This window comes from Staphylococcus gallinarum (assembly GCF_000875895.1).
GTDB lineage: Bacteria > Bacillota > Bacilli > Staphylococcales > Staphylococcaceae > Staphylococcus > Staphylococcus gallinarum.
This window is the reverse complement of sequence record NZ_JXCF01000018.1, coordinates 1-23832: the sequence shown is the minus strand read 5'-3', so window position 1 is coordinate 23832 and position 23832 is coordinate 1. Positions and strand designations below refer to the sequence as shown.

21 protein-coding genes, 6 tRNA genes and 1 rRNA gene are annotated in these 23832 nt (G+C 33.3%); 7 read left to right on the top strand and 21 right to left on the bottom strand.

Annotated elements, in window-relative coordinates:
* Positions 1-64 precede the first annotated feature (64 nt).
* The 5 genes from SH09_RS09820 to SH09_RS09800 form a co-directional block, all read right to left on the bottom strand.
* On the bottom strand, positions 65-1045 hold the full coding sequence (locus tag SH09_RS09820; RefSeq protein ID WP_042739470.1) for a YeiH family protein: 981 nt from the start codon (positions 1043-1045) through the stop codon (positions 65-67).
* 208 nt (positions 1046-1253) lie between these two features.
* The gene (locus SH09_RS09815; protein WP_042739469.1) at positions 1254-1484 is read right to left on the bottom strand and encodes a hypothetical protein; all 231 of its coding nucleotides are present in this window, start codon (positions 1482-1484) and stop codon (positions 1254-1256) included.
* 28 nt (positions 1485-1512) lie between these two features.
* Entirely contained in the window at positions 1513-2448 is a 936-nt protein-coding gene (locus SH09_RS09810; RefSeq protein ID WP_042739468.1) for a type I phosphomannose isomerase catalytic subunit, read from the bottom strand.
* A 648-nt stretch (positions 2449-3096) separates the two neighbouring features.
* On the bottom strand, positions 3097-3795 hold the full coding sequence (locus SH09_RS09805; RefSeq protein WP_042739467.1) for a FadR/GntR family transcriptional regulator: 699 nt from the start codon (positions 3793-3795) through the stop codon (positions 3097-3099).
* A 217-nt stretch (positions 3796-4012) separates the two neighbouring features.
* Positions 4013-4669: an SDR family oxidoreductase gene (locus tag SH09_RS09800; RefSeq protein WP_042739466.1), complete on the bottom strand. Its 657-nt coding sequence runs from the start codon at positions 4667-4669 to the stop codon at positions 4013-4015.
* Positions 4670-4823: 154 nt separating this feature from the next.
* Between SH09_RS09800 and SH09_RS09795 the strand changes: the two genes are divergently transcribed.
* Positions 4824-5123, top strand: coding sequence for an ArsR/SmtB family transcription factor (locus tag SH09_RS09795; protein WP_042739465.1), 300 nt, complete (start codon positions 4824-4826; stop codon positions 5121-5123).
* Positions 5124-5142: 19 nt separating this feature from the next.
* Entirely contained in the window at positions 5143-6111 is a 969-nt protein-coding gene (gene czrB, locus SH09_RS09790) for a CDF family zinc efflux transporter CzrB (RefSeq protein WP_042739464.1), read from the top strand.
* 237 nt (positions 6112-6348) lie between these two features.
* Here czrB and SH09_RS09785 read toward each other — a convergent pair whose 3' ends face one another.
* A complete protein-coding gene (locus tag SH09_RS09785; protein ID WP_042739463.1) occupies positions 6349-7080 on the bottom strand; it encodes a metallophosphoesterase family protein in 732 nt (243 codons plus the stop codon).
* A gap of 130 nt (positions 7081-7210) precedes the next feature.
* On the opposite strand from SH09_RS09785, the gene SH09_RS09780 reads away from it, so the two are divergent.
* Positions 7211-8314, top strand: a complete 1104-nt coding sequence (locus SH09_RS09780; RefSeq protein WP_042739462.1) for a hypothetical protein — start codon at positions 7211-7213, stop codon at positions 8312-8314.
* A 500-nt stretch (positions 8315-8814) separates the two neighbouring features.
* On the opposite strand, the gene SH09_RS09775 is transcribed toward SH09_RS09780, so the two are convergent.
* The 4 genes from SH09_RS09775 to glmS form a co-directional block, all read right to left on the bottom strand.
* Positions 8815-9669 (bottom strand): HAD family hydrolase, encoded by an 855-nt coding sequence (locus SH09_RS09775; protein WP_042739461.1) that lies wholly within the window; start codon positions 9667-9669, stop codon positions 8815-8817.
* A 41-nt stretch (positions 9670-9710) separates the two neighbouring features.
* The gene (locus SH09_RS09770) at positions 9711-10520 is read right to left on the bottom strand and encodes an ABC transporter ATP-binding protein (protein WP_042739460.1); all 810 of its coding nucleotides are present in this window, start codon (positions 10518-10520) and stop codon (positions 9711-9713) included.
* Between the two features lie 58 nt (positions 10521-10578).
* A complete protein-coding gene (locus SH09_RS09765) occupies positions 10579-10935 on the bottom strand; it encodes a DUF2200 domain-containing protein (protein WP_042739459.1) in 357 nt (118 codons plus the stop codon).
* 160 nt (positions 10936-11095) lie between these two features.
* A complete protein-coding gene (gene glmS, locus SH09_RS09760; protein ID WP_042739458.1) occupies positions 11096-12901 on the bottom strand; it encodes a glutamine--fructose-6-phosphate transaminase (isomerizing) in 1806 nt (601 codons plus the stop codon).
* Positions 12902-13555: 654 nt separating this feature from the next.
* Between glmS and SH09_RS09755 the strand changes: the two genes are divergently transcribed.
* Genes SH09_RS09755 through SH09_RS09740 form a run of 4 tightly spaced genes read left to right on the top strand, consistent with a single transcriptional unit; the run spans position 13556 to position 18700 of the window.
* Positions 13556-15082, top strand: a complete 1527-nt coding sequence (locus tag SH09_RS09755) for a PTS mannitol transporter subunit IICB (protein ID WP_042739457.1) — start codon at positions 13556-13558, stop codon at positions 15080-15082.
* Between the two features lie 40 nt (positions 15083-15122).
* Complete coding sequence (locus tag SH09_RS09750) at positions 15123-17150, top strand: BglG family transcription antiterminator (RefSeq protein ID WP_042739456.1); 2028 nt, start codon at positions 15123-15125, stop codon at positions 17148-17150.
* A 12-nt stretch (positions 17151-17162) separates the two neighbouring features.
* Positions 17163-17597, top strand: a complete 435-nt coding sequence (locus tag SH09_RS09745) for a PTS sugar transporter subunit IIA (protein WP_042739455.1) — start codon at positions 17163-17165, stop codon at positions 17595-17597.
* The gene (locus SH09_RS09740) at positions 17597-18700 is read left to right on the top strand and encodes a mannitol-1-phosphate 5-dehydrogenase (RefSeq protein WP_042739454.1); all 1104 of its coding nucleotides are present in this window, start codon (positions 17597-17599) and stop codon (positions 18698-18700) included. Before SH09_RS09745 ends, SH09_RS09740 begins: the two co-directional genes overlap by 1 nt.
* Positions 18701-18804: 104 nt before the next feature.
* Here SH09_RS09740 and glmM read toward each other — a convergent pair whose 3' ends face one another.
* From glmM to rrf, 11 genes are all read right to left on the bottom strand, one after another.
* Entirely contained in the window at positions 18805-20157 is a 1353-nt protein-coding gene (glmM, locus tag SH09_RS09735; protein ID WP_042739453.1) for a phosphoglucosamine mutase, read from the bottom strand.
* 26 nt (positions 20158-20183) lie between these two features.
* Positions 20184-21116 carry a CdaR family protein gene (locus tag SH09_RS09730; RefSeq protein WP_042739452.1) on the bottom strand — a complete coding sequence of 311 codons (933 nt, stop codon included), beginning with the start codon at positions 21114-21116 and terminating at the stop codon, positions 20184-20186.
* Positions 21117-21923 (bottom strand): diadenylate cyclase CdaA, encoded by an 807-nt coding sequence (gene cdaA / locus SH09_RS09725; RefSeq protein WP_042739451.1) that lies wholly within the window; start codon positions 21921-21923, stop codon positions 21117-21119.
* 131 nt (positions 21924-22054) lie between these two features.
* Complete coding sequence (gene rocF, locus SH09_RS09720; RefSeq protein ID WP_042739450.1) at positions 22055-22963, bottom strand: arginase; 909 nt, start codon at positions 22961-22963, stop codon at positions 22055-22057.
* Positions 22964-23222: 259 nt separating this feature from the next.
* A tRNA-Lys gene (locus SH09_RS09715) sits at positions 23223-23295 on the bottom strand.
* Between the two features lie 3 nt (positions 23296-23298).
* Positions 23299-23373 (bottom strand) — tRNA-Gln (locus SH09_RS09710).
* Between the two features lie 4 nt (positions 23374-23377).
* Positions 23378-23461, bottom strand: a tRNA-Tyr gene (locus SH09_RS09705).
* A 15-nt stretch (positions 23462-23476) separates the two neighbouring features.
* Positions 23477-23552 (bottom strand) — tRNA-Val (locus SH09_RS09700).
* An 8-nt stretch (positions 23553-23560) separates the two neighbouring features.
* A tRNA-Glu gene (locus tag SH09_RS09695) sits at positions 23561-23632 on the bottom strand.
* Positions 23633-23635: 3 nt separating this feature from the next.
* A tRNA-Asn gene (locus tag SH09_RS09690) sits at positions 23636-23710 on the bottom strand.
* 11 nt (positions 23711-23721) lie between these two features.
* Positions 23722-23832 (bottom strand): 5S ribosomal RNA (rrf, locus tag SH09_RS09685); the annotation flags it as partial.

Genomic DNA, 23832 nt, shown 5'->3' with positions numbered 1-23832 from the left:
CCTTATCTTAATTTATAAATTCTATCTTACCTATTATATGCAAAAACTGCTTATTGAACAAACATTACATTAAGTTAATTAGCTTCATTGTAATGATACTAGTTATTATGACAATGAGCCATGTAATTAAGCCTAACAAAATCGGTTTAATACCTGCTGATTTAAATTGTTTTAAGTTAACTGTTAAGCCGATTCCAGCCATAGCCATTGTTATTAAAAATACTGACAACTGTTGGAATATTTGAATCAATTGTGATGGAAAATGACATACAGTACTAATGATTGATGCGATAACAAACCAAAGGATAAACCAAGGAAATATATTTTTTATTGCAACGTTTGTATGTTGCTCTTTTTCTTTTTTAATCGTGCGATAGGTAAAGTATAAGACGACCGGAATTATCATTAACGTTCGTGTAAGTTTTACTATAGCACCTGTTGCTAGTGCTTGATCACCATAACTCGAAGTTGCCGCTATAACGCTAGATGTATCATTAATTGCTGTACCTCCAAAATAACCAAACGTAACTTGATTCATCTGGAATATGTGGCCTAATGGAGGAAATATAAAGACAGCAATGATATTAAATAGAAAAATTGTCGTTATCGCAAATGCTACTTCACTCTCTTTCGCTTTGATAACAGGACTTGTTGCTGCAATTGCCGAACCACCACAAATAGATGTGCCAACACCTATTAATATACCTAAGTTTTCATTGATTTTGAATAATTTCATAAATAGAAATACAGTGAAAAAAGCTGCAAATAATGTGACAACTATAATTGGTAATGATTTCCAACCAACGCTACCTATTGACTGAAAACTAAGACTAAACCCTAATACTATAATGCTATAATGCAGTATTTTTTTACTACTAAATTGTATCCCTGCTCGATATTTTGGAGCAATCCAAAATATATTGTTAATTATTATACCAATAATAATTGCAAAAATTGCACTTCCTATAACAGGAAACTTACTACCTAATATCGTTGCTACCATCGCAATCACTAAGGTCATAATAATACCTCTAACCTTTTCCACTGTCACCATTCCTTCTAAAAACTTTTCAAAGCGATTATCATAGCATCAAAATTAATCATCATGTCTACTTCTATTATTTCAATTAAATAAATTTCAACGCAAAAAGTAATTAATGCTTTAGATTTTTAATATATTGAATAAATATTATACAGTTTCACAAAAAAAGTATCTCCTACATTAATAAATGCAAAGATACTTATCTATTAAACTATTGTGTCACTGTAAACGCACCTAACAATGGCATTAAATTAATTAAAATACCACCTAAACGCAACATGCTACTAACCTGTTTATCTCGAATTGTCACTATTGCAGCAATCATACCAATTAAACTGATAGCCATAGGAATGAAGAGACTAGGATATTGTGGTATTTTTAAGAAAATACCTGCACCAGAAATAATGCCACATATTAACGAAATATATAGATATTTATACATCACACATCTCTCCTTTCACAATAAAGTACTATAAGTAACTTATGATTAATTCAAAGTCTCCTTCAAATATTGTATCTAAGTCATCTGAAGTTAAAATGAAATTCTGACCTTGTGTCACATCAAAAACAGTTCCATCTACTATCACTTGTCCTTCGCCACCAATAACCGATACTAAGACAAATTCTCTTGGTTTCATATAATTTAAAGTTCCAGAAATTTCCCACTTAACCATAGTAAAGAAATCATTAGAAACCAACTGTGTACGTCTATGATTCTCTATTATTTCTGTATCTGTCGCAATATTGATATTTTCAGTCGATATCTCAATCACATCTTTTGCTTTGTCATGGTCTAATGTGCGTTTTGTGTCATTTTCTGTTCTATCATAATCATATATTCTATATGTAACATCCGAAGATTGCATTGTTTCATATACTAATACACCTGCACCAATGGAATGCACTGTCCCAGCTGGAATAAAATAAAATTCGCCAGGTTTAACCTTAACTTTGTTAAATGCTGAATCAAATGCAGCGTCATCAATCACATCAATCGCTTCTTCTTTATGATCAACATTTAATCCATATACAATTTCTGCGCCTTCTTCTGCAGCAATAATATACCAACATTCTGATTTACCGTATTGGCCTGCTTCCATCTCAAATGCATAAGCATCATCTGGATGTACATGAACCGATAACGATTCTGTAGCATCAACAATCTTGGTCATTAATGGAAAGTCTTTACTTGGAAAGTCTCCAAATAATTCTCTATGTTCATTCCACAGATTTGCTAATGTTTGGCCCTTGTATGGTCCATTTAAAATTTCACAGTTACCGTTGGGATGTGCAGCTATGCCCCAGGCTTCTCCTGTCTTATCACTTGGAATATCATATCCTAAGTCTCTTAATTTTGTGCCACCCCATATTTTTTCATGGAAAATAGGCTTGAGAAATAATGCCATGACTTACACCTCCAAATTGTTCAATTTGTTTATTTATCTATCGAAATTTTTAAAATTATTTATCTATCTATGGATTAATAAAGCTTTCATTATATTGCTTACACGATTATTATTGTATCATAATTTTGCTCAAGTTATTAAAAACGTTTAATTTTTACTTCTATGTTTGTAGTCATTAATCTTTTAAATTTGAATTATCAAGTTAAATCATAACCCAAGCTTTGTTGTGACGTAACAACAGAAGAATTGCTATTTATTCAAACGATTTCACACCACCGATTATATAATATATTAAATTTGTTAAAATTAAATTAATTTTACACTTGCTTTCTCAAACTTAGTGATAGTATAATAATCTTCGGGTTACAAAATGTATCCCATGCGCATTCTGCGTATAAGGTAGTTAAAGATTAATTATGCACTTGAATGGGTTGTTAACCCCTTCAACAATATAAAATTTGCTAGGGAGTCCAAACATGGAAAGTTTGGGCTTCTTTTTTATGTAAAATTTTTAGTTTATATCCTATTAATAATGGTTAATCACATAAATGCAGCCAGTCTAAAAACTAGCTTTGAGTCACATATTGTCATCACAATCTTAAAAATCTATGAGCAACGTCTAACTTCGATACTCATAGATATAACTAATTAATATTGCTTAAAGTTTGTTAATATTGTATCCCTTACTTCTGTCAGGTGTGCCTCCATCGCCATGACTGCTTCACTGGAATCTTGTGATTTGATAGCGTTGTATATGCGTACATGTTCTTCATGTAAACGATGCATTGTTTTTTGAGCACTATATATAAATATTTTACGTGTTTCTTCCATGGAATCTTGAATTAAACCTGAAATATTATTAAGTAACTCTACTAGCAAAGTATTTTTCGCAGCTTTAGCAATCGCCAAATGAAATTGAAGATCCGCTTTTTCTCCTGAAGTTCCATCTGTAACTGCCTTTCCCATGTCATCTAGTGATTGCTTTAACTGAGCCAAGTCACTGTCATTACGATTTAAAGCAGCCTTTTCCACTGTAGCACTCTCAACTATTTCTCTCAATTCTAATAGTTCTTTAATTTGCTCGATCGATGTAAACTTGTCACCTAATTCAAAAAATGTAGGCTTTACTTGCTTAATAAATGTCCCATAACCTTGTTTTAATTCGATTACACCAATTGTTCGTAAAGCATTTAAAGCTTCTCGTATAGACGCAACACTAACACCGTATATTTGAGCCAACTGTTGTATTGAGGGTAAACGATCTCCAACTTTATATTCACCTGATTTAATGCTTTCTAATATGATATCTGCAACTTGTTCGTATATTTTTGTGTTTGAAATCTTCATAATAACCTCCACACGATATGTATTATTGTATCAAATTTTAATACTTGTGAGCTCAAAATTGAATAACTTTCTCAATAAAAAAAGAGTTAATCCATAAACGGATTAACTCTCAAGAAGAACAGCTCATAATGCTAAACTCCTACTAACATATGATTTATTATGATATACACCAATATAATCACATTTGACTTAGCACTTTATGCGTTCAACCATTTGTTTATTTAACAAATTCAGCTAAAGCTGATTTAATATCTTTTTCACCACTAATGATTTGGAATTCAGTATTAATATAATCATCAGATGACACAACTTCTTTTAATACTGTTGCAACATCCTCACGTGGTATTGATCCACGTCCTTCAAAGAATGCGCCTACTTCTATTTTGTTATTACCTGCTTCGTCCAATAAACCACCAGGATGTACGATTGTATATGGCACTGAGGCTTGCTTTAAATATTCATCAGCATAATGCTTTGCAATCGTATATGGTTTCAAGCTACCACTTGCATCAAATGCCTCACGACGAGAATCATATGTTGATACCATTACATATTGTTTTACATTATTAGCTTCACTTGCTTTGATTGATTTAATTGCACCGTCTAAATCAACACTTATTGTTTTATCTGCACCAGTGCTTCCACCAGAACCAACAGAAAAAATAACTTTATCAAATCCTTTAATTTTTTCTTTGAGCGTATCAATATCATCTGCTTCTACATCGATTAATAAACTATCTACGCCTTCTGCTTTTAATGATTCTACCTGGTCTTCTTTTCTTACACCAGCTGTAAATGCTTCATCACTATCTTTAAATTGATTTACTAAGTGTTTACCTACGCCACCATTTGCTCCAATAAGTAAAATACTCATATATTCGTTACCTCCTTATTGATTTCATAATAAAAGTCTACCACTTTTATAAGAATTTAAAACTAAAACGACTCATCCCATCATTTTGACAAAAAGACAAATATATATTAATATATGAATAAATGTTCATATATTAATATGGTGAGGTGAAAGTATGACAGAATCATTTGATGAATCAACTTTAGAACATGTAACAGAAATATTTAAAGCTTTAAGTGATGCAAACCGAATTAGGATTATGCACTTATTATCTCAAGGTGATTGTAGTGTTGGCCATATCGCACACACTTTGAATTTAAGTCAATCTAATGTTTCACACCAATTACGCACATTAAAGCAAGCACATCTCGTTAAATCAAATCGTTCGGGTCAATCTATGATTTATGCCTTAGACGATACACATGTCACTACATTACTAGATCAAGCAATACATCACGCAACACATAAAGCATAGATGAAAGGTGGAAATCCAAATGTCAGATCATCATGGACATAATCATGCACACGGTCATGTACACACAAACAATAAAAAGGTCTTATTAATTAGTTTTATTATAATCGGTTTATTTATGATTATCGAAATTATAGGTGGCTTTTTCGCTAATAGTTTAGCACTCTTATCAGACGGACTACACATGTTAAGTGATTCAGTTTCACTAGGCGTCGCATTATTAGCCTTTATATATGCTGAAAAAAATGCTACCAAGTCCAAAACCTTTGGCTACAAACGGTTTGAAATTCTAGCTGCCCTATTTAATGGTGTGACATTATTTGTTATAGGGGTAGTCATTATTATTGAGGCCATTCGTAGATTCTTTGTACCAGAAAATGTCCAATCCACTGAAATGTTTATCATTAGCGTCATTGGTTTAATTGTAAATATCATCGTTGCCTCATTTATGTTTAAAGGTGGAGATACCCACGAGAATATAAATATGCGTGGTGCTTTCTTACATGTGCTAGGAGATTTATTAGGATCAGTTGGAGCAATTATTGCAGCTATATTAATATGGTCATTTGGTTGGTACGTAGCTGACCCAATAGCGAGTATTATTGTCTCACTACTCATAATTAAAAGTAGTTGGGGTATTACTAAATCTTCACTCAATATCTTGATGGAAGGTACGCCATCAAATGTAGATATCAATCAAGTGATTGCATCTATAAAAAGCGAGCCTGCTATACATGCCGTACATGATTGCCACATTTGGACTATTTCCAATGAAATGAATGCATTAAGTTGCCATGCCGTTGTTGATAATGAAATGTCCATTGCCGAAGGTGAGCAGTTATTACATCGTATTGAGCAGACACTCGAACATTTAAATATTCAGCATATGACGATTCAATTAGAAACAAGTGCACATAAACATGATGATAAAACATTATGTTCCGCAGTACTAAATACACACCATCACAGTCATCATTCACATGCGCATTAACGATATATTAATGTAACCCCATATCTTGCAATAAATTAATATTATATAAAAAAGCTGATCCAACATTTGGAGTGTATATCAAGTCACTTCAAATGGAACAGCTTTTTTAGTTTATTATCAACTTATTTAGCTTAGGACACTTACTTAGTCAATCAACTTTATATCTTTTACCGATTTGATGACAGTGTCATATCTCATTTATGTCTTTTCATTCTTTACTTTTTTAACAATTCCTTATTAAATAAATTTATCAAAAATTAAAGCTTTACCAGGTACTTGCTTTTCATCAAATCCTTTTAGAAACTCTTCGTTATCATATGGGACCTTTATTCTATCACAAGCTATTTCATTATCATCTATTGTGACAATACCATAAACTGCATATGCCCCATTATTTAGACCTACCGAACCAGGGTTAAAATAAATTGTCGACTTATCATCAAATAAATGAACTGTATGATTATGACCAAATGTAATAAGATCTGCATCTTTATCTTCAAATAACTGGGTGATATTATCCTCAGTCGGTTCAACAATTGGACTAAACGGTTGACCATCGATTGGTGTTTGTAATTTATCATTCTCAATTTCATAATGGATAAATAAAACATCCTTATGATTAATTTTTTTCTCTAAAACACGCGGCAAGTTATTCAATGCATCATAATAATCTTCATCTAGATGATTCTCAATCCATTGATGATGTTCATAAAACTTATCTTTTAAATCACTTGGATATGGCGTATCATTCACTAAAGACATGACCGCTTCATCATGATTACCAGCAATAATTTCCATGTCATCTCTTTCAAAAATAGCATCTAAAACTTTATTGGTTTCATGCCCTACACCTATATTGTCTCCTAAATTATAAATTTTAGTGATATCTCCTCGTCGATCAATATCATCTAAAACTGCTTCTAATGCATCAAAATTTCCATGAACATCAGTTATAATTGCAAATTTCATGATTTTGCCACCTTTCCTTCATACTCAATTGGATATTTTAACATTTTATTTCAATTTTGCTACCTATTAATTTTAAAATCTTCAAATTTTTGATATCGTATTCTTATCATCAAAAAGGAGTGCTTAAATTTTGTTTAAATTTCATAAACTAGCTTTACAAAATGCTAAACCACAAAATGCTAAAATTTTATTGTTTACATTAGTGAGTTTTGTAATTCTATTTGCATTGACTTATTTAACTTTGATTCCAATGCAAACATCAATATATAGCTTTGTAATGTCAATGGCAATGCAACAACCAATTGCTAAACCGTTGTTCTTGCTCATATTAACTATTTTAATTCCATTAATTGTCGTTATCTTTGTAGGTTACCCTATTATTGCTGGAACTATCTACACAATCGATAAAGCAATTAATAAAGATCAAGCTAAATTTAAAGATATCTTTGCCATGTTTAAAAAGGGTAAATACTTAAAATCAGTTAAATTATCTCTATTTACTTTATTAACTGTGGTAGTATTTATGGCTATTAATTTATTACTAGCTAAATTACTAAATTTAGGAATTGTAAGTCTATACACTGCATTACAAGGACCTATTAGTGGTGCAGACCATGCATTAGCAATTTCACTTACTTTCCAAATTATTGCAGCCACAATCGTTTTATTTATCCAATCATTTATCATTTGGTTTATGGCTGTTGTTATTATCAATTTTACAGTTGCATTTATCAAATCACCAGAAGATGGTGCATGGAAGGCAGTCAAACGTGGCTTTAAAGGTGTTAAAAACGGCCAAAAAACTTGGTTCAAATTCTTCCTTGGCATCTTACTATTAAACCTAATTGTAATTATCTTAGCAAATCCGGTTAGTCAATTAATTTCTATTGGTACAGGCGGTATTTCACAAAATATAGCTACAGTAATTGTTTATATCGTAACAATCGTTGTTATTTTAGTAAGATTGTTTATCTATTACATTAATATTTTAGCAACAATTCAATATTATAACCTTGACGGCAAAAATATTGATCCTGACGCTAAAAAGAAAGCTAAAGCGAATAAGAGCGTTACAAATGCTACAGAAAAAGCTAAATCAAGTGCCTCTGATAAAACAGATTCAGCACAAGATAAAGCTAAATCTAATGTTTCAGAACAAACAGAGTCTGTACAAGATAAAGCTAAATCAGAAGGCTCTAAACTAAAAGACAACTATAATCAGTCAGAGAAATAACAATATAATTTTAAAACAATTTAAAACAAGTTTGGATATTTAATCCTAGAAAAGTAGCACTCAGATAATTGAATTCAATTTATCTGAGTGCTACTTTTTATTCAAGATCTAGTATTGTTGGCTCGCTTTCCTGGGGGACAGCTTCAGCCTGTAGTCTTCAGCTTGTCCTGTTTCCACAGGAGTCTCGCCAACATACTTTACAAAAACGTATGATTTTTACATTGAAATACTTTAGGTTGCCCGTATTAAATGTATCGTTTGTATAGGAATATAACTCAATTGGCATTACACATACTCAAATACCAAACAATCAAACATTCTAACCCTATGGTATTTACGCATCAAAACACAAAAAATAAGACACTTCGCACAATTTAATAGACATTATTAAAGTTAATCCACGAAGTGTCATATATAATATTTTCAGCATCCCTCAATAAAAAATATTTTTGTGATGCACTATAGCATTAACTTACTTATTAATAAATCATTACACATCTTTATTTTAAAAAGTGTTCTGCTAAATAGCGCGCTGCACCATTTTCCTCATTGGTATATGAAGTTACATCTTTTGTTAGAGACTGTATTTCAGGTCGCGCATTTTTCATTGCTACAGTATAATGACCAAACTCAAACATCGCTCTATCATTATCACTGTCACCAATGACTAGCGTTTCAGATTGCTCAATCCCAAAATGTTCTATCATTTCTTTGATACCTGTACCTTTATCAGTCTGATAAGCCATCGTTTCAGCATTAAAGCGAGAAGAATTTGATACACTAATTTGCAATGACTCAGCATCTTTCTTTAATTGCTCTCTATAAGCAGTAATTTTATCAAAATCAGTTGAGAATAAATATATTTTAGAATAAGTAGTACTTGGTAATTCAGATGACCAATCTACCTTTTCAACTATAGATTCTTTACGTGATGTCCATTCACTTTCTCCAACCTTACCAGGTGGCGTTTCAGCATCAAATAATGATTTAGCCCAAGCCTCATCTTCTGCAAGCACAATTCTGTTACCTTCAAACGGAAATACCTCATAATAAATTGATTGCTGTTGTGCACGGCTAACAATTTCATTTACTGCATTAAACGACAAACTGTGTTTAAAGATAATTTCGTCATTTACCATGCCAAGCGTACCATTTGAACTTATAATACCATCAACTTCAAATGTTTCTGGGACTAAATAATGAATTTCATTATGCGCTCTACCAGTTGCTAAAAACACCTTAAACCCTTTACTTCTCAATTGTGCAATTACATCTGCTGTTTCAGAATCTACTCTATTATTTTTATGTAAAATAGTTCCATCCATATCTAAAAATATTGCTTTTACATTATCCATTATTTGTTTGCCTCCAACATTTAATATCGTCCTAAATTATGTCACTTTCTCTGATTTTCCGCAATCTTATCCTCATTTAAAAATAAAGAATAACGACGATTTTGTTTTATAATACTTACATTTCTATTAAAATAGTTCGATAATGTGTCACTGTTTAACACACTTTCTATGTCCCCTTGCATAAAGCGTTGACCATTCTTTAACAAGAAACCTTTTTGAATCCGTTCAGTTATTTCTTCAACGAAATGTGTGACATAAATCACTGCCAATTCTGGATGTTGTTCATAAAGTTCATCTAATGTTGATAACAAATCTTCTCTAGCTATAAAGTCTAATCCAGAAGCTGGCTCATCTAGAATTAACAATTGTGGTTCTCCCATCAATGCTCTTGCGATTAATACCTTTTGTCTTTCACCTGTAGAAAGGTAACCATAATACTGCTGTTCAAATTCAGACATGCCAAGTTGTTGTAAGCTGCGTTTAGCTCTTTCAATATGTTCACTTGTCACTGATTGATAGACGCCTATAGATTTGAAAATACCACTAATCACAACGTCTAATACTATTTCGCCATCCTGGAAACGATCCATAAGACTATTTGATACAAATCCAATATTTTCACGAACAGCATCTGCAGAATAGCCTTGTTTACCAGGTTTCATATTAAATAAACTAATCTCACCTGATGTGATAGGTTCGTAGGCATTTAAAATATTTAATAGCGTTGTTTTACCCGCGCCATTCAAGCCATAGAGCATCCATTTTTCACCTTTTTGAATTTGCCAAGTTACATCTTGAATTATTTCTTTACCTTGCTTTCTTCTTGAGATTCCATTTAAGTCTATTAGCACGTTGATTAACCCCTTTTTTTAAAGTACATTGCTATAACAAACAAATTAACTATTCATCTTACTTTAATCGCTCTGTAATTTGTTCTATTGATTTCCCTTTTGCAAGTTCATCAATCAATTTATCTAAGTATCGAATTTCTTTCATTACAGATTCTTCCATATCCTCGACTTTCACTCCACAAATACGCCCAGTTATGTTATGTCTATCAGGATTTAACTCCGGTGCTTTTAAAATAAAATTTTCATAATCTGTACCGTCCTCAATAAGGTTGTCTAGATCTTGTTGACTATAACGTGTCATCCATTTTATAAGTTGATCTGCTTCACCTTTTGTTCGGCCCTTTTTTTCAACTTTATTGATTAAATGAGGATACACAAAACCAAATTCCATTGTATAAACTTTAGGTTTAGACATCATCAAATTCCTTTCACTAATCAATTATTTATTTCAATACACTAAGCATAATAAATGCACAACTTTTTAACAACGAATTGATTTCAAAAGTTGAAATAAAAGCATATAAAAAAACTGTCGATAAAGTGTAGACTCTACCGACAGTTTCTATTTACTATCATTATTCAACTGTAACTGATTTTGCTAAGTTACGTGGTTTATCAACATCTAAATCTCTGTGTAGTGCTGCATAATAAGAAATTAATTGTAATGCAACTACTGATACAAGTGGTGTCAATAATTCATGTACATGTGGGATAACATAAGTATCGCCTTCTTTATCTAAACCGTCCATTGAAATGATACAAGGATGTGCACCACGTGCTACAACTTCCTTAACATTACCACGGATTGAAAGGTTTACATTGTCTTGTGTAGCTAATGCAATGACTGGTGTTCCCTCTTCGATCAAGGCAATAGTACCATGTTTTAACTCTCCACCTGCAAAGCCTTCAGCTTGAATATACGAAATTTCTTTCAATTTCAATGCGCCTTCAAGACTTACATTATAATCAATTGTACGACCAATAAAGAATGCATTTCTAGTTGTCGCTAAGAAATCTTTTGAAATTTGTTCCATAATATCTGCGTCATCAACGATTGCTTCAATTGAAGTTGTAACTTTAGCAAGTTCACGTAATAAATCAATCTCCGCTTCTCGTCCATGTTCTTTAGCTACAATTTGTGACAAGATAGATAATACAGCAATTTGGGCTGTGTATGCTTTAGTTGATGCTACTGCAATTTCAGGACCAGCATGTAACAATAATGTGTGGTTAGCTTCACGTGATAGTGTTGAGCCAGCAACGTTAGTGATTGTTAATGATTTATGTCCTAATTTGTTAGTTTCAACAAGTACTGCTCTACTATCCGCAGTTTCACCTGATTGAGAGATATAGATAAATAATGGTTTTTCTGATAATAATGGCATGTTGTAAACAAACTCTGATGCTACATGCACTTCAGTAGGTACGCCTGCCCATTTTTCGATAAATTCTTTACCAACTAAACCAGCATGGTAACTTGTACCCGCAGCAATAATATAAATACGGTCTGCTTCTGCAACGTCTTTAATAATTTCTGCATCCATTTTCAAGTTTCCATCTTCATCTTGATATTCTTGAATAATACGACGCATAACTGCAGGTTGTTCGTGAATTTCCTTAAGCATATAGTGATCATATACACCCTTTTCAGCGTCAGATGCGTCAATTTGTGCTGTATATGCTTCTCTATCTTGGACATTACCTTGTTGATCTTTGATAACGACTTCATCTCGTTTAACAATTACAATTTCATGATCGTGAATCTCTTTATATTGATTTGTAACTTGTAACATAGCAATGGCATCAGATGCAATAACGTTAAAATCTTCACCAATTCCAACTAATAATGGAGATTTGTTTTTCGCAACAAAGATAGTCTCTTTATCTTCATTGTCAATTAAACCTAAAGCATATGAACCTTCTAATAATGAGATTACTTTAGAGAAAGCAGCTTCTGTTGTTAAGCCTTCATTTGAAAAATGTTCAACCAATTGCACAATCACTTCTGTATCAGTTTCAGATATAAATGATACATCTGCTAAATATTCGTTCTTTAATTCTTCATAGTTCTCGATTACACCATTATGAACCAATGTAAAACGGTTAGAACTTGAACGGTGTGGATGTGAATTTTCATAGTTAGGTACACCGTGTGTTGCCCAACGTGTATGTCCAATACCTACGTTTCCATCTGTGGATTCACTGTCAGCTACTTCTCTTAGGTCTGCTATTCTACCTTTTGATTTAAATACTGAAGTACCTTCGTCATTTGCAACAGCAACACCAGCTGAATCATAACCTCTATATTCTAATTTTTCTAATCCTTTTAATAATAATTCTTTAGCATTATCATGCCCGATATAACCTACGATTCCGCACATTTAATAATTCCTCCAATGATTAAGGCATTGGTATAAACGCTAAATATAAGTATGGTGCGTAATAAATAAATACAATTCTATAGACTAATTTTCATTAAATGGTTATAAATTACTCTAAAAAAGTACATACTTATCCCAATGACCTTTTTATAGTTTTTATTTAATTTGGCTAACTTATTAACTTTGTGCACTAGGTTACCCTAATGTTTTCCTTAATAAGTTCACGAATGAGCCACATCCGGGATAGCATCCGCCGATGGTTCGATAACTATCCTCCTCGTCTACAAGTTTCGATATCCTTATCTATTAAGATTTCTGATATAAATCTTAAATCTTCGATACAATACCTCATCACTTGCACAGGCGCTTTAAATTGATCAACTTACTTTCCTATCCTCCTTCCTTCAATACAACCTATTGTACAATGTTTAACTCATGCAATGCAAACATTAAATAAACTTTATAAATAGATTGGATTTAAATATCAAATTTTTATTATTTTAAATAAATAACCCGTAATAAATAATCATTTTCTTTGTACACATACATTTGTCACATGAGCTGTGACAAAGTTTAAATTACTTTCAGTTGTTTATATGACCTCCTCCCCCTACAATGAAGCTATACCAAATAGATAAAAAGGGGTGCAAAAATATGGCACAAGCTCAAACTGAGGAGAATAAAGGAATCGGTCGTAAGGTTCAAGCATTTGGATCATTTTTAAGTAGTATGATTATGCCGAATATCGGCGCCTTTATCGCATGGGGGTTTATTGCTGCAATATTCATTGATGGAGGCTGGTGGCCTAACAAAGATTTAAGCCAACTAGCAGGACCAATGATTACTTATTTAATTCCATTACTAATTGCTTATAGTGGTGGACGCTTGATTCACGAAATGCGTGGCGGCATTATCGCTGCTGTAGCAACGATGGGAGTAATCGTTGCACTACCAGATACGCCAATGTTATTAGGCGCTATGATAATGGGACCTTTAGTTGGTTGGTTAATGAAGAAGACAGACGAATTCATTCAGCCGAGAACACCACAAGGTTTCGAAATGTTATTTAACAACTTTTCTGCAGGTATTTTAGGCTTCATTATGACAATAATTGGCTTTAAAGTATTAGCACCAATTATGCAATTCATAATGCATATTCTTTCATTAGCTGTTGAAAGTTTAGTACATGCCCACTTATTACCTTTAGTAAGTATTATTGTCGAACCGGCTAAAATTGTATTTTTAAATAATGCAATAAATCATGGTGTGTTTACACCACTTGGTGCTGATCAAGCTGCATCAGCAGGTCAATCTATTCTATACACAATCGAATCAAATCCAGGGCCAGGTATAGGTATCCTAGTTGCTTATATGATTTTTGGTAAAGGAACTGCTAAAGCTACATCATACGGAGCTGGAATTATACATTTCTTAGGTGGTATTCATGAAATTTACTTCCCTTACGTATTGATGAGACCATTATTATTTATCGCAGTTATATTAGGCGGTATGACTGGTGTTGCAACATATTCTATGGTTGATTTCGGATTCAAGAGCCCTGCTTCACCAGGTTCATTTATTGTTTATATGTTAAATGCACCTAAAGGTGAATTCTTACAAATGGTACTTGGTGTATTATTAGCAGCACTTGTTTCATTTATCGTTGCTTCATTAATATTGAAATTCACTAAAGAACCAGAACAAGATTTAGAAGCTGCTACTGCTAAGATGGAAGCAAGTAAAGGTAAAAAATCAAGTGTAGCATCTAAATTATCAGGGAAAGAAGATAATAATATAACTTCTGCTACTGCAAGTGACAATGAGCGTGAAGAATCGGAAGAGGATTTACTAGATAATTATGATACCGAAAATGTTGATGCTCATGATTATAGTAAAGTAAACCATGTCATCTTTGCTTGTGATGCTGGTATGGGTTCAAGTGCTATGGGTGCAAGTATGTTAAGAAATAAATTTAAAAAAGCAGGCATTCAAAACGTTGACGTAACCAATACTGCAATAAATCAATTACCAGGCGATGCACAACTTGTAATTACACAAAAGAAACTTACAGATAGAGCAATCAAACAAGTTCCAAGTGCAATTCATATTTCTGTAGACAACTTCTTGAATTCACCAAGATATGATGAATTATTAGAAAATTTAAAAGAAGAAGAAAAATAAATACCTTAATTGTTAAAGGCATTCAATGGAGGATATAGCTATGTTTTTAAGTACTCGTGAAAAAGAAATTATCGAAATGTTAATTAAATATCACGGTCAATATGTCAAAATTTATGACATTGCTCAACATCTAGCTGTATCCTCTCGTACTATTCATCGGGAATTAAAATCTATAGAAATATTTCTCGACACATTCGATATTAAACTTGAGCGTGTTAATAAAAAAGGTATTCAATTAGTTGCAAATCAGGAATTAATGACTCGCCTTAAAAACACTATTTTAAAACAAGACACTATTGACTTATCTCAAGAAGAACAGAAAGTAATTATTTTATATGGGCTTATTCAGGCAAAGGAACCTATTAAACAATATAGTCTGGCCCACGAAATTGGTGTATCTACTCAAACATTAGCTAAACTGTTAGATGAATTAGAACATGAATTAACACAATACCAGTTACAGTTAATTAAAAAACGTGGAGAAGGTATTCGTTTAGAAGGTCCTGAATCTAAAAAAAGAGAGTTATTAAGCCAATTAATGGTTAATAACTTAAACAGTACAAGTGTCTATTCTGTAATTGAAAATCACTTTGTTTATCAATCACTCAATGCTTCACAACTTTCTATGGTTGATATGGACAAAATTTTCCAAGTTGAACGTATTCTTATGGACCACTTGGGGCAACTTCCCTACGCATTAACTGAATCAAGTTACTTAACACTTACTGTACACGTTGTCTTAAGTATTGATCGTATGTTAAATGGAGAATATGTTGGTTTAAGTGATGATATTTACAACAATGTTAAAGATACCTTTGAACATGAAGTTGCTCAAGCATTGGCATTACACCTTGAACATATATATGGTGTTCAGTTTACCCAAGCAGAAATTACATTTATCACGATACATTTACGTGGCGCTAAACGAAAGGCATCTACTGAAGACCTCAATGATGTCAAAGATGAAACGGTTATATCCAATTTTGTAGACAGAGTTGCACTAGCATCAAAAGTAACATTTAAAGATGCTACAACTTTGACAGAAGGTTTGAAATTGCATATTATACCTGCAATAAATCGCCTTAAAGCAAATATTGAAACATATAATCCGTTAACTGAAATGATTAAACAGAAATATCCTGTGCTATTTAAAGGGGTTAGCACAGCATTACAACAAACCTGGCCTGAATTACAATTTCCAGACAGTGAAATTGCATTTATTGTATTACATTTTGGTGGTGCGATATACAGCCAACAAACAAATACACTATCTATATTAGTCGTTTGCAGTAGTGGCATTGGTACGAGTCGTTTATTAGCGACGAGACTACAACAAACATTTAGTGAAATCACCCAAACAAAACAGGCATCCGTCGGTGATTTAAGACACTTAAATACCAGTGATTTTGATGCTATTATCTCAACTGTAGATTTAGATATTACTGTACCTTATATTACAGTTAATCCATTATTACCGGATGCTGACATTAATCACGTTGCTGCATTTTTAAAATCAAATGCCAACACTAAACCAATGACTACTGAGCCCAGTTTAGTCAATGAAATTACCGATTCTACTTCAACATTGTCCTTTATAAGAAAAGGTTTAGAACTCATAGATTCAGTTTATATTGATAATAGTAACATTAACAACTGGATAAGCTATTTAAGAGAGCAAACTTTAAAACATCAAATAATTAATGATTCATCAGCATTCGTTAAGTTATTACAACAACGTAATGAAGAACAAAGTTTTGCGTTAGATCCTTATCCAATTGCAATACCACATTTAAAGAGTGATTTAATTCAAAAGCCATTTATTTTAATTTCAATATTAGAAAAACCACTATTATTTAAAAAAGATAATCATACTGTAATAGAAATTCGCTATTTAATTAATATGTTTTTACCTGCGGATGACACAGTATTATCTGAAATTATTAGTGATTTATCTAGTAAGTTAGTCGAACATTTAGACAGTTTAGACGAATTTATGCAAGAACCTGAACAAATAACTGAAATTATAAAGCAAAGCTACCTTTCAAAAATAAAAAATTTACTTAACTAGGAGAGATTAACTATGACAGAATTATTTAGTAATGAAAATATCTTTATTAACGCAACAGTAAGCAACCAAAATGAAGCAATTGAAAAAGCAGGACAAGCGTTAGTATCAAGCGGTGCTGTAACTGATGCATATATCCAAGCTATGAAAGACCGTGAACAAGTTGTTTCAACATTTATGGGTAATGGTTTAGCGATACCACATGGTACTGACGAAGCAAAGGCAAGCGTTTTACAATCAGGACTAACGCTATTACAAATTCCTGAAGGTATTGATTGGGACGGAGAAGAAGTTAAAGTAGTTGTAGGTATCGCTGGAAAAGACGGTGAGCATTTAGACTTACTTTCTAAAATTGCAATTACATTTAGTGAAGAAGAAAATGTAGAACGTATCGTGAACGCTAAGTCAGCTGAAGAAATTAAACAAGTATTCGAGGAGGCTGACGCATAATGAAAGCATTACACTTTGGCGCTGGCAATATAGGCAGAGGATTTATCGGATATATTTTAGCGGATAATAATATCAAAGTCACTTTCGCAGATGTAAATACAGAAATTATAGACGCCTTAGATAAAGCACATGCTTATGATGTTATCTTAGCAGATGAAGCACGAACAACAACACGCGTACACAATGTGGATGCAATTAATTCAGCATCCCCTAGTGATAAATTAAAACAAGCTGTATTAGAAGCAGATATTATTACTACAGCAGTTGGTGTAAATATTTTACCAATTATCGCTAAATCATTTGCTTCATTTTTAAAGGAAAAGGAAACACCAGTAAATATTGTTGCATGTGAAAATGCAATTATGGCAACAGACACTTTAAAAGAAGCAATCCTTGATATCACTGGCCCATTAGGTGACCACATTCATTTCTCAAATTCAGCCGTTGATCGAATCGTACCACTACAAAGCAATGACAACATTTTAGATGTTATGGTTGAACCATTTTACGAATGGGTTGTAGAAAAGGATACTTGGTTTGGTCCAGAATTAGAACACATCAAATATGTTGATAAACTAACACCATATATTGAAAGAAAATTATTGACTGTTAATACGGGTCATGCCTTCTTAGCTTATGCTGGTAAATATCACAACAAACCTACAGTTTTAGATGCAGTTAAAGACCAAGGTATCAAACATGATTTATATGGAACACTTGAAGAAACAAGCCAATATATCACACATCAATTTGATTTCACACCTGAAGCTCAGGCACAGTATGTTGAAAAAATTATTAAACGATTTGAAAACCCACACCTATCAGATGAAGTAACACGTGTAGGTCGCGGTACTTTAAGAAAAATAGGACCACAAGATCGTATAATTAAACCGTTAAACTATTTATATAAAAATCAATTAAAGCATGATCATTTAGTAAAAACTGCTGCGCTCTTATTGAAATATGATGATAGTAACGATAAAGAAACCGTAGAAAAAAATAACTATATTAAATCATATGGTGTTGAAGCATTTTTAAAAGAGTATACTAAAACAGACGCTCAATTAACTGAAGAAATTGTTAAAGCATACGAATTACTTTAATAAGCAGCGTACTTATACCATCTCTTAACCAAAAAAGTACTACTAACCTGAGTAATCTATACTCATCGTTAATAGTACTTTTTTATAATTTAAAGTTTATTAATTTAATCTAAACCCATTTTCTCTTGTACAACGTCTGCAATTGTTTGTGCATAGCGTTGTGCATCTTCATCAGTGGCCGCTTCAATCATTACACGTACTAATGGCTCTGTACCAGAAGGTCTAACTAAAATTCGGCCATCGCCATTCATTTCTACTTCTACCTTAGTCATTGCTTCTTGTACATCAACATTCTCTTCAACACGATATTTATCTGTTACACGTACGTTAACTAAAGATTGTGGGTACTTTTTCATTTGCTTAGCTAATTGACTTAAGCTCTTACCAGTTAGTTTAATGACACTTGCTAATTGGACACCAGTTAACAAGCCATCACCCGTCGTATTATAATCCATCATGACGATATGTCCTGATTGTTCTCCGCCTAAATTATAATTGCCTCTTCGCATTTCTTCTACTACATAACGGTCTCCAACTTTAGTTTTATTTGATTGGATACCTTCGTTCTCTAATGCCTTGTAAAAACCTAGATTACTCATAACAGTTGAGACAATCATATTATCATTTAGTTCTTGATTTTTCGCCATTTCTTGACCGATAATAAACATGATTTGATCGCCATCAACGATTTCGCCATTTTCATCAACAGCAATTAATCTGTCACCATCTCCATCAAAAGCTAATCCAAAGTCACACTCATCTTCTACTACTTTCTTAGCCAAGACTTCAGGATGTGTAGAACCTACACCGTCATTAATATTATAACCGTTAGGGTTACAACCTACTGTTACAGTATCTGCTTCTAAATCTCCAAATAAATATGGCGCTAAAGAAGATGTCGAACCATTCGCACCATCAAGCGCAATCTTCATTCCATCAAAGTCTACATCTACTGTTGATTTGATATAGCTAATATACTTTTGTGCACCTTCAAAGTAATCTGAATAGTGAACAATATCTTCACCAACTGGGCGAGGTAAATCCGGATTTTCTTGATCTAATAATGCTTCAATTTCTTGTTCTTGATCATCAGATAATTTAAAACCGTCTGAACCGAAGAATTTAATACCATTATCTGCTACAGGATTATGAGAAGCTGATATCATAACACCTAATGCTGCTTCCATTTCACGTGTTAAATAAGCTACTCCAGGTGTTGAGATAACTCCTAAACGCATTACCTCTGCACCAATTGAAATCAAACCAGCAATAAGCGCTGACTCTAACATTTCACCTGAAACTCGAGTATCTCTACCAACTAGTACTTTAGGGTGTTTCTCTCCTTTGTTATGTGCTAATACATAGCCACCATAACGCCCTAATTTAAACGCAAGTTCTGGAGTTAATTCTTTATTTGCAACGCCCCTTACGCCGTCTGTACCAAAATATTTTGCCATCATTATATCTCCTTTATATTAGAAATCTATTTTACAGTAATATCAGCAGTTGTTTCTTGCGAACTAGCTTTAGTCACACTGTCCGGTATTTTTAATTTAATATTTTTCTTTGTAGACTCAGTAATATTATCTAAATTAATTTCTGCCTTTACAGAATTGATATCATCTAAGTCCTCTCTATTACCATATATTTCTATTTCTTTATCTTCTAAATCGATGTCATCTAACTTTAGATTATCTGGTAACTCACCAGTTGTTTGCGGTCTTACTTTAACCTTCTTGCTATAATCAGTTACCTTTACCGTTAGATTTACCTCTTTCGGTTCAATCGATACCTTTACTTTATTTAAATTTCTATCAAATGCAGTTATTGTCGCTGCATCTGTTAAATTTTTTGAAATTTTACTTTTGTTTTTATATGTTGCTTTTAAATATGCTATCTTATCGATCTGTTCTTGACCACCTGTAACCTTGACAGTATCAGGAGATACCTTTTGCGAGCTCACCTTATAATCTGAATCTAAATCACTATTACTCACATCTGGCTCAACCTTTAGGTTCTTGCTTACCTTTTTCTCAAGACTTACAGTTGCTTCCTTAGGTTTAACAGTATAATCGATATCCTCGCTTAAACCATTCACTTTAAATTGTGCAGTATGCTTCCCTGCCTTTTCACCAGTGAAATCTAGGACTGCACGAACATTCTCAGCATTCTCAGCCTTGAGCACTTGTGATTGAGGTCCTGAAATTTCAACATCAACCTTGTCAGGTACATCACTTGCATACAATGATTTATTATCATACTTAACCTGTACAGGTACCTCTTGTAGCGTATCATTTGATTTTTGTCCAAAATGATCCGCATCAAAAATATTACCGAACATGTTATTCGCAGATAAGAAAAAAACAACCGCTAAAACTAATGCAATTAATCTAAGCCCCCATTTACTTTCTAACATCTACTTCACACCTTTCTGTTGAAAGTGTGTGCCAAACCAATGTTCAGCCAATAGTTCTTCGAATGCTTCAGTCGAAATATCTTTACGCAATTTACCGTCGAAAGTAACAGATATCGAACCTGTTTCTTCAGATACAACAACAGTAAAAGCATCTGAAACCTCAGATATTCCTACAGCTGCTCTATGTCTGGTTCCTAAACTTTTCGCTATCTTTGCGCTATCAGAAAGTGGTAAATAACTTGCTGCACTTGCTATTTTATTTGCTTGTATAATCATAGCTCCATCATGTAATGGCGTATTAGGAATAAACACATTTGTGAGTAATTCCTGTGATATCTCAGAATTCATAGCAATACCTGTTTCAATATAATCTTGTAAACCTGTTTCCTTTTCAAAAACAATTAACGCTCCAATACGACGTTTAGCCATATATTGGACAGCTTTAGATACAGAGGAAATTAATTTACCTTCATCATTATTCAAGTTTGAAGAATAACGTTTGAACAAGCTTCCGCGTCCTAATTGTTCTAATGCTCGTCTAATCTCTGGTTGGAATATAACAATTAGCGCTAAAACACCCCATTGAATTACTAAGTCAAACAAACGAGATGTCGCTGTTAAATTCAACATCTTACTCAACTGTTGGCCAATTACAATGACCACAATACCTTTCAATAATTGAATGGCTTTAGTACCTTTAAAAACTGTAATGAGAAGATAAAGTACATACCAAACGATGAGTAAGTCGAGTACGCCGGCTATAATTTTTACTGTACTCCAGTTATCAAAAAAATTGGAAAAATCCATAACATCTCCTCCGGTATTCTGTTCCCATGGTATTATTATACCAATCTATAGCTAACCTGTCATATGAAGTATATATTTTTTACAATTAAAAAAGCTGATATAGCATTACACTTTATCAGCTTAAAATATATTTATAATAATGTTTCACCAAAGAAGCTACCAAGTAAACTCACTGCTTGTTCAGCTGTATGATTATTCTGATCTATCAGTGGATTAACTTCTACAACATCCATTGACGTAATTAATTTGGAATTATGTAATAATTCTAATGCAAAATGACTCTCTCTATAAGTTAAACCACCTAATACTCTTGTGCCAGTACCCGGTGTTTCAATTGGATCTAGGCCATCAACATCTAAAGATAAATGAATACCATCCGTTTTATCTTTTAAATAAGCAATAGATTCGTCAATTACTTGCTTAATACCAATACGATCAATATCAGCCATTGTATAGGTTTGGATATTGTTGTCTTTAATATATTGTCTTTCACCAATGTCTAAATCCCTCATACCAATTAGCACAATATTTTCTGGTTTAACTTTAGGTTTATTTCCTCCAACTTCAACTAACGACTTATCACCATCACCCGCTAAAATACGTAACGGCATACCGTGTACATTACCAGACGGTGATTCATCAGGTACATTCAAATCACCATGTGCATCATACCAAATAACACCTAGATTATCATAATGCTGACTTACACCAGAAATTGAGCCAATAGCAATTGAATGGTCTCCTCCCAATATAAGTGGGAAATGGTTTTCACTAATACTATTAGAAACAGCATTACATAAATTTTGTGAAACAATTTCAATTTCTTCTAAATTACGCAATCCATGCTGTTCAGAATTGAATTTTTCCAAATTCAAAGCTGGAACAGTTATATTACCTCTGTCATTTACCGTTAGACCTATCGCTTTTATTCTTTCAACTAAACCAGCATAACGTATTGCATCAGGTCCAAAATCGACACCTAACTTTCTTTGTCCAAATGTAGATGGTGCTCCAATAATATCTATAACTTGATTTGTCATTAATAAAAACCCCTTTGTCATCGTGTGATACTAGAATAAGGTAAAGAGAATTAACTTTCAAGTCAATATAATAAAGGTTTTTTTATATAAATTAAGCATTTTACATATACAATCAAAAAAATGGTTTATCATACATTTTATAGTAATAAAACAGCCACTTTAAGGATTAAAAATCATAATTATAAATATTAGTTTTTTAAAAATAAATTTATTAGAACAAATAAAAAAGCACTTCTCCGAAGAGAAATGCTTATCTAAGTGAGCCATAGAGGATTCGAACCTCTGACCCTCTGATTAAAAGTCAGATGCTCTACCAACTGAGCTAATGGCTCTAATGGCTGGGCTAGCTGGATTCGAACCAGCGCGTGACGGAGTCAAAGTCCGTTGCCTTACCGCTTGGCTATAGCCCATTAATGGTGGAGGGGGGCAGATTCGAACTGCCGAACCCGAAGGAGCGGATTTACAGTCCGCCGCGTTTAGCCACTTCGCTACCCCTCCGCATATTCAATTAAATGGTGGAGGATGACGGGTTCGAACCGCCGACCCTCTGCTTGTAAGGCAGATGCTCTCCCAGCTGAGCTAATCCTCCGTATGTAATGACCCCGACGGGACTCGAACCCGTGTTACCGCCGTGAAAGGGCGGTGTCTTAACCGCTTGACCACGGGGCCATATGGCTCCACAGGTAGGACTCGAACCTACGACCGATCGGTTAACAGCCGATAGCTCTACCACTGAGCTACTGTGGAATAATATAACTGCCTGGCAACGTCCTACTCTTGCGGAACGTAAGTCCGACTACCATCGGCGCTAAGGAGCTTAACTTCTGTGTTCGGCATGGGAACAGGTGTGACCTCCTTGCCATTGTCAC